Source organism: Geomonas sp. (genome assembly GCF_056994735.1).
Genome location: NZ_JBXKJL010000415.1, coordinates 1 through 1,234 on the forward strand (window position 1 = coordinate 1; position 1,234 = coordinate 1,234).

General features: G+C 31.7%; 2 protein-coding genes. Both read left to right on the forward strand.

The features are described 5' to 3' along the window. The first annotated feature begins 130 nt into the window (after positions 1 to 130). Positions 131 to 955, forward strand: a complete 825-nt coding sequence (locus AC11W3_RS17595; RefSeq protein ID WP_484093460.1) for a hypothetical protein — start codon at positions 131 to 133, stop codon at positions 953 to 955. A 13-nt stretch (positions 956 to 968) separates the two neighbouring features. After that, a partial coding sequence (locus AC11W3_RS17600; RefSeq protein ID WP_484093461.1) for a hypothetical protein occupies positions 969 to 1,234 on the forward strand: 266 nt, incomplete at its 3' end.

Here is a 1,234-nt window from a genome sequence, read left to right on the forward strand (position 1 = left end):
AAAAGCAAAGGAAGAGTTTTAAAGCTTAAAATAGAAAACATAGAGAACGCTTCTTTTAACATATCAAACGTCAAGCTTACTATGGAAATAGAATATGATTAGTGGTAATATATAGAAAAGAGGTGTATATATGGCTTATAAAAGAGCATTAATAAATGGTACAAGTCCTTTGGATATGAAAGGAATAAATGATAACTTTGCTGCAATATTTCTTAAACTGTTTGGAGATATAAATATGTCAGATGTAGGAGACAGTATTAAATCAATGCTGTATACTAACTGGCTTCAACCACAAGGAGAAGGCAATTTAGATAGTGATAATCCCTTAACTATAAGATTCTATGTTCCAGACAACACAAAGGAAATAAAAAAAGCTAGTTTTAATTTTATATTAAGTCATTACAGAATGGATAGTGACATTGCTAAAAACAACACAGACAATATAAGTTTTAGTGGAATAACTACAGAAGAACAATTCGGACTTACAACTTACGATACAGGAAGCACGTTTTGGCATGGAATAACAGAAGGAGCTATAGTACAAGATGACCAAGTTTACTACAACAGTTTCACTACAGATTATCAAACAATAATAGGAGATAACCATTACCATCATTTTGATACTGATTTCCTAGACCATGCACACGACATATCACACATACATAATTTCAGTTCTACTGCAAAACTTCCAGCTCATATACACAATTTAAACAAAGGAATTGTAGTAGACACAGGCATTCTTCCTACTATAAATGTTAAAATAAACGAAACAGAAATACCTATAATTTTAAATAATGATACAACAAATGCAAACAATTTAGATATTAAAGACAAGCTTGTTATAGGGAATTGGAACACTATAGAAATATCTTGTTATCCTGTGTCGGAAACTGAAAAAAGCATAGCAAGAATAACAGCATTTGGAATAGTAGAGCTACTACAAAACTATATATAAAGGAGGTATAAATATGGCAGTTGATTATAAAAAGTTAGCACAGGCAGAGGTTGACTCTAATTATAATACACAAGTGACAAATCTAAAGAATACACTTGCTCAAAACCTTCTTGCTTTAGACCAAAACAAGACAGGCATTAACACAAATTATGACGCTAAAATAGGCAATCAAAACCTAGCAAATGTAAAAGGAAAGAACTCCTTCTCTAACACAATGCTTGGAAGAGGTTTATCTCAATCTTCTATAGTTGGCACAGGACTTGGAGAACAAGACCAAAT

Excerpts from the sequence above, each read along its gene's own strand:
- AC11W3_RS17595 (WP_484093460.1), top strand. The coding sequence starts at position 131 with ATGGCTTATAAAAGAGCATTAATAAATGGTACAAGTCCTTTGGATATG.